The sequence below is a fragment of the Actinocrinis sp. genome, from assembly GCF_035946395.1.
Taxonomy (GTDB): Bacteria; Actinomycetota; Actinomycetes; order Streptomycetales; family Catenulisporaceae; genus Actinocrinis.
The window spans coordinates 1-6,584 of the sequence record NZ_DASYZI010000095.1 but is presented as its reverse complement, the minus strand read 5'-3'; the positions used below and the strand labels follow the sequence as shown (position 1 = coordinate 6,584).

The following is a 6,584-nucleotide window of genomic DNA, read 5'->3' as shown; positions in this document are numbered from 1 at the left end:
GGCGAGTGGGCGCATGGTTGCGGCGTGGTCGGGGTCGAGGCGTCCGACCAGTCGGATGCGCAGTCCGGGTCGTGATGCGAGCTGGCGCAGGTTGGCGGTGTGTGCGAGTTCCGGGTGGGCGTCGGCCGGGATGAGGCGGATCGGCGTGCCGGATGTCAGTTCACGTACGAGCAGGTGATCGCCTTGGCCCGCGAGGATTTCCACGTCGCAGGCCACGAGCTCGCGGGTGGCGTCGGTGCGTGCCTCGTCGTCTGCGGGTGTGACGGTGAGGCGTTGGGCTGCGAGGTGCGCGAGCGGGTGTTCGAGTAGCGCGGCGATGGGTCCTGCGGACCACGGTAGCCCGGCGAGGGGCGTGGCCCTGACCGAGTTGCCGGAGCCGAGGCGGCCGTCGGGGGACACGGTCGCGCCGCTGATCAGCAGCCCGCCGCGGGCGAGTTGCTCGTGGTCGAGGGTGGCGGCTCCGATGGTGACCGGTGCGTTGGCGGCGGCGCGGGCGCGGGCTGGGGTGCCCGGTTTCACGTCGGATGCCGAGTACCAGCGGCCGTCCTGAGCCAGGAGGTGTGTGACGACGCCGGCGTACCCGGTCGCGCTGATGATCGGCTCGCGGCACACGCCGTAAACGCGCAGAGACCCGCCGGGCTGGTACGCGCGGCGGGCGGCGCCGATCAGTGAGGGATCCGGGTCGCCGGCGGCGAGGAGCACTGTGGTCAGGAGTAGTTCGCGCAACGCGGCGACGAGGTCGGCGATGCGGTGTTCCGCGTGGCGGGCGCGTGCGCTGCGCAGACTGCTGACGACGCGTAGTGCGGCTGTCTCGGCGCGGTGCAGTCCTGCGAGCCTCGCGGTGTGCGCGGCCCGCAGCAGTTCCGACTGGGGCACTGCTCCGGCGGCGGGGATGCCTGCGGCGAGCACGGCTGCGGCGGCGGACCAGAGAGCGAGGGCGGCAGAAATCTGAGATGCGGTGATGGGGACAGGGGAGTGGGTGTCGGCGGTGGGGTTCGGGTCGGCGAGTGTCTCAGGGGTCTTGGGAGCGGGGGTGGGGGTGGCTGTTTCTGGTTCGGGTGCTGCGATGTCTGACGCGGCGACGGGGCAGGCGCTCAGCACGGCGGCGCGGTGCAGGCAACGGGGCGCGAGCAGGCAGGTGCACGTCGCCTGATCCGCTTGCGTCACAGCGCCTGCGGGGCCCGGCGCGAGTGTGACAACGGCGTCCTCACCGCAGTTCACTGCGAATGCACCGGCGTCGGAGACGACGGGGGTGGTGGCGTACTGCTCGATCGCCGCGTCGAGCTTTTTGCGCAGGCGCGGGGACAGGTTCTCGACAGCGTCGGCGATCACGTCCGGAGCGACCGGGGGAAGGGTCATGGGCGTTCTCCGCGCAGACGGTCGCCGACCCAGCGGGCCAGAGCGATAGGGCTGAGTGCGGCCACTGGCATTCCGGCCGCGACGAGTTGTTGCGCGACGGGCACGGAGTACCGCGGCGTTCCTGTGTCGTCGAGCGCGGCGCAGCCCATCAGGTGCACGCCGGATCCGGCGAGCCCGCGGACCTCGGCGAGCAGGCCGCCGAGGGGGTAGCCCTCCTCGAAGTCGCTGACGACGGCGACGAGCGTGCGGCTGGGCACGGTGACGAGGGTGCGGGCGTGCGCCAATCCGGCCGCGATGTGCGTTCCGCCGCCCACCTGCACCTCCAGCAGCAGCGAAAGCGGATCGCTGACGCGGTCGGTCAGGTCGATGACCTCGGTGGAGAAGGCGAGGAAGTGCGTGGAGAGGGACGGCACGCCGCCGAGCACCGCGGCGGTGAGCGCGGACCAGACCACGGACGCCTCCATCGAACCGGAGACGTCGACCACGAGGATCAAGCGCCAGTCGGCTTGGCGGCGGGCCCGGGTGCTGAAGATCGGGCGTTCGGGGACGACGACGGTGCGCCCGTCGTCGAGACGACGGGTGTGCACGAGATTGGCGCGCAGGGTGCGCGGCAGGTCGAGGCGGCCGCCGGGGCGCCTGGTGGGTCGCGGGGTGGCCAGGCCGGTCATCGCCGGTCGCAGCTTCGTGGCCAGCTCGCGGGCGAGTTCGTCGACGAGACGGCGCACGAGCGGTCGCAGCTTCGCCAGCTGCTGTTCGGGCATGCCTCCGGCGAGGTTGAGGACGGCCGTGAGCAGGTCGACGGAGGGACGGACCGAGCCCGGATCGAGTTCGGCGAGCACGTCGCCGCGGCCTGATTCGGCGGCCCGGCCGAGCACCTCCTCGCGGACCTCGGCGCCGAACAGCGCGTCGAGTTCCTGCGCCCACTCGCGTGCGGTGGGGAACGACGCACCTTGACCTGCGCCGTGCGGATCGTTCGGACCGCCGCCGATTTCGTCGGTGCCTTCGCCCCGGCCCGCGCCGTAGAGCTCGTCGAGCGCGTGGGCGTAACGACGGGCACCGTCGGGGAGCCGCGTGGATTCGCGGCCGAGCAGAAGACGCCAGCGGTCGGCGGGGGAGAGGCTGTGCGTGGTGGACGGCGATGGTTGTGGCCGTGATCGCGGTTGTGGCTGCGGTTGTGGCTGTTTCGGATCGCCGACTGGATCAGGGGTCGATGGCGTTGCGGGTAAGGGGTCTGAGTCGGGCGGCTGGTCGGCGGTGGCGGTGGTGGTCAGGGTCTCGGGCAGCGGGATTCGCAGTGTGCGCAGGGCGGCGAGGCCCGCCGCGTCCGCCGCCGCCCACCGGGCCATCAGCTTGGGTGAGGCCGAGAGTCTCAGATCGAGCCGGTCGCCCAGGCGCTCGGTCACGGTGCGCAGCAGCTGATCGCGGGCGGCCGGAGTCAGCGTGTCGAATCCGCCGCGCAGGGCGGGCAGCCTGGCGAGGAACGCCTCGTCGGTCAGGGAATCGATCCGGTCCAGCACGGGGTCGAGTGCGGCGGGCGCCGACTGCATCAGCGGTCCGGCAGCCGACAGGAGGCCGGCGAGCAGCCGGGAGAGCCGGCGGCGGGTGTCGAGCGCGGTGGCCGCGTCGATCCAGCCGGCCGCGCGGGCGCCGAGTTCGTCCGCCGTGCCCAGGTCCAGCAGGACTCTGACGGCGAGTGCGGCGCCTCGGATCAGTGGGGAGCCGGTACGCGCGAGGTGGGCGAGAGCGTCGTCGAGGCGCAGGCCGAGTCGCTGCTCGGCGGCTCGTCCGGCCAGTGCCACGAGTGCGGCGGCGTCGGCCGGGTCGTCGCTTCCGGCCAGGCCGGGCAGCATCCGGATGGCGGCTTCGAGGAGCGTGTCGGTGAGCGCGGCGGCCTGCGCGCGGCTCTGCTCGGTGGTGCCGGGCAGGTGCTGCCTGCGCAGCGCCTCCAGCAGATCGAGCGCGCCGAGCAGTTCGGGCAGCGTCGCGCTCGCCGGAAGGATCGCGGCGGCGTCGGCGAGCCGGTCTGCGACCAGGTCGGGCAGATCGCAGCGTGCTGCGGCACGCAGGCTGCCCAGCACCAGCGCACAGGTCGCGCCCCCGTCGGCGGATTCGCGGCGGAACTGTTCGCGCAGCGTTCCGGCCGCCGCCTGGGCCGCGGTCACGCCGCGCACGCCTGCCAGGTCGAGCCGCGCGGGCACGGCCGGGCTCCAGGCCAGCCGCCACCGGGTGGTCAGCGCGATCCCGTCGCCGGTCCCGGCCACCTCGGTCGGCTCGCCGTATCCGGCGCCACAGACCGACAGCCGTTGCAGCAGGATCTCGCGGCGCGCGTCGAGCGCGGAGCGCAGCGGGTCGAGCCGGACCTCGCGGGCCGCCGGATCGTCCGGGTCCGGGAGGCGCAGCTCGGCGAGTTCGGCCTCGACCGCGGGAGCGAGACCGGAGCGGGGCGTACCCGGAGCCGTTCTGCCGCGTCCGCTGCCGACCATCACGGTGTCCAGTGCGCGGGCGAGTGCGCGGCCCCGGCCGAGTGGCTCGCCTTGGCCGAGCACGGTCGTGACCGCTTCGAGCAGTTCGCCGCGCCCGGGTGCGGGCAGTGTGCGCAACCGGGCCAGGTCGCAGGCGATCCGCAGGGTCTCGGCGGCTTCCCCGGTGCCCGCGGTGTGTCCTGCTGCGCGTAGTGCCCGGCAGAGGTCTGTGATGACGGTCGCGGCGGCGTCGCGTACGTGCTCTGGGTTGCCTCCCGCAGTGAAGACAGCCTGCTGCCATTGCGGATCCCTGATCCCGGCCGGATAGCCGGAACGGGAGTCCAGCAGGTCGAAGGCGTACGGGACGAGCGAGGTGACGAGCGGGGGTGCGGCAGCCTGATCCGGCTCCGTCTCAGGGGCCGTCGGTGCGGGGATCGAGGTGTCAGAGGTCGGAGTATCAGGGATCGTGGTGTCGGAAGTCGGGGTGTCAGGGATCGTGGCCAGCGCGGGGGCGTGGAAGGACCCGATGATGGCGGCGACTCGCCGTCCACCGGCCGCCGCCGCGGCGATCATGCGCCGCATGTGCGCTTCGCGCGCCAGGTCCCGCGCTTCGACGCCGTTGCGGTTCGCCGCGTCCTGGCGCAGCGCCCAGCCGACGCCGAGGGCCGCGCGGCGGACCGCTTCGGGGGCACAACCGGGTGCGAGGACTTCTACGGCACGGTCCCACAGGTCGTCGCCGTCACGGCCGGTCCCCGCTCCGGACAGGCCGTCGGCGTATGCGGGAGCGGGAGTGGTGGTCGAGTCGGGGGCCGGGACTTCGGCGGACGGCGCCTGCACGATGTCGGACCATCCGCGGTCCGACATCGGCAGGTCGCAGCACAGCACCTCGACGCCGTGGTCGCGCGCCCAGCGCACCGCTGCGAGTTCCGGCGAGAAGTCGGCGAAGGGGTAGAAGGCCAGTCGCCCGTCGTCGCCCGCCCCGGCCAAGGCCACCGGCGCGTGCGTGTCGGGGTGCGCCAGGTACGGCAACCAGTGCTGGAAGTCCGCGGGCAGCTCAACGCAGACCACTTCCACGCCGGCCGCGTCCAGCAGGGCCGGGACGGCGGCGGCGACGGCGGGGCTGTGGTGACGCACGCCGAGCAGGTAGGGCCGGGTACAGGCGGCCAGTTCGTCGACCGCGTCGCGCGGATCGGCCCAGAGCCCCGTCAAATCGGTGTTCGATGCGAGGACCTGGGTCACCTCAGCGTCTCCCGCAGGTCCCACAGCCGCCGCCACAGCGCCGAGCCGTCCTCGGCGCGGCGGCGCACCGGGCCGTCCCAGTAGCCGAGCAGCCTTCCGTGGTCGGCCGGGTCGTCCTTGCGGACCACGCCGAGCAGGTGGCCGGGCACGAGGTCGAGCACGTCCCCGGCGGACAGGTACGCGGCCGCCAGCCCGAGCGACGCGGTGACCTGGACCGCCTCCGCCGTGGACATGACAGTGCCCGGACGCTCGACGTCCCAGCCCTCTGCCGACCGGCCCTCGCGTAGGTCGCGGAAGACAGTGACCAGCGCTTCGAGCACCGAGTCGTCCACCGAGTACGCGGCACCGGCCCGCTCGACTGCCGCAGTGGCCTGATGGCGCACGAGCTCGGTCTCCGCGACGGCGTCGGCGATCGGGTGAATCGTCTCGAAGTTGAAGCGCCGCTTGAGCGCCGCCGACATCTCGGAGACGCCGCGGTCGCGCAGGTTCGCGGTCGCGATCACGGTGAAGCCGGGCACGGCGGCGACCGAGCCCCGGCCGTCGCCGTCGCCGCTGAGCTCCGGGATGCTCACCCGCCGGTCGGACAGGATCGAGACCAGCGCGTCCTGCACCTCGGGCAGGCAGCGGGTGATCTCCTCGACCCGGGCCACCCGGCCGGAACGCATCGCGGTGAGCACCGGCGAGTCGACCAGCGCCTGCGGCGTCGGGCCCTGGGCCAGCAGCAGCGCGTAGTTCCAGCCGTAGCGGAAGGCGTCCTCGGTGGTGCCCGCCGTGCCCTGCACCGTCAGGGCGCTGGTTCCGCAGACGGCGGCCGCGAGCAGTTCGGACAGCATCGACTTGGCGGTGCCCGGCTCGCCGACCAGCAGCAGGCCACGCTCCCCGGCGAGCGTGACGACGCAGCGCTCGACCAGGGCTCGTTCACCGACGAACTTGACCGGGATGCTCATCCGCTCGGGCAGCGTCTCGTGCGCCTGCGGCAGCGACCGTGGCAGCTTGAGCGTTTCGCCGCCGCTGCCGCAGATGAAGGTGACGACGGCGCGGGGGGTCAACGTCCAGCCCGGTGGGCGCGGGCCGTCGTCGTGGGCTGCCAGGAAGGCGAGTTCGTCGGCGTACCGCTCCTCGGCCGACATGACCTGTCGGCCGGCGCGGGCACCCGCCTCGCGGGTGAGGGTCATCGGATCGTCCACTTCCAAAGAGAAAGAACTGTCAGAGTATTGTCATGGTTGGCGTCGGAGTCGGAGTCGAGGCCGCAGTTGGGGTCAGGGGCCGGATACGTTGGCCTCTGCGACCCTGTTACTCTGCGACTCTGCTACTCCACGGCTCTGCGACTCACCGGCGGCGGGTGCGGGCGCGGGAGACCTTGAGCTCTTCGAAGCGCGGGCCGTCGCCCTCGCGCACGCGCTGCCAGGCCCGGCGGTAGAGCTGCCCGGCGGGTTCGACGGGCACCAGCGCGCCGAGTACCGGTCGGCCGTCGCTGGACAGCGGGCCGAAGAACGGCGCCTTCCACTGCTCGACCGGGAGGTA

General features: G+C 73.1%; 4 protein-coding genes. All 4 read right to left on the bottom strand.

What is annotated here, in order from left to right; genetic code table 11:
• On the bottom strand, positions 1-1,359 hold a 1,359-nt coding region (locus tag VGS97_RS06285), incomplete at its 3' end, for an SWIM zinc finger family protein (RefSeq protein ID WP_326852273.1).
• Positions 1,356-5,060 carry a vWA domain-containing protein gene (locus VGS97_RS06280; protein ID WP_326852272.1) on the bottom strand — a complete coding sequence of 1,235 codons (3,705 nt, stop codon included), beginning with the start codon at positions 5,058-5,060 and terminating at the stop codon, positions 1,356-1,358. The genes VGS97_RS06280 and VGS97_RS06285, both read right to left, overlap by 4 nt.
• Positions 5,057-6,235: an AAA family ATPase gene (locus tag VGS97_RS06275; protein ID WP_326852271.1), complete on the bottom strand. Its 1,179-nt coding sequence runs from the start codon at positions 6,233-6,235 to the stop codon at positions 5,057-5,059. Before VGS97_RS06275 ends, VGS97_RS06280 begins: the two co-directional genes overlap by 4 nt.
• 154 nt (positions 6,236-6,389) lie before the next feature.
• Positions 6,390-6,584: hypothetical protein (locus VGS97_RS06270; RefSeq protein ID WP_326852270.1), on the bottom strand; the 195-nt coding region annotated here is incomplete at its 5' end.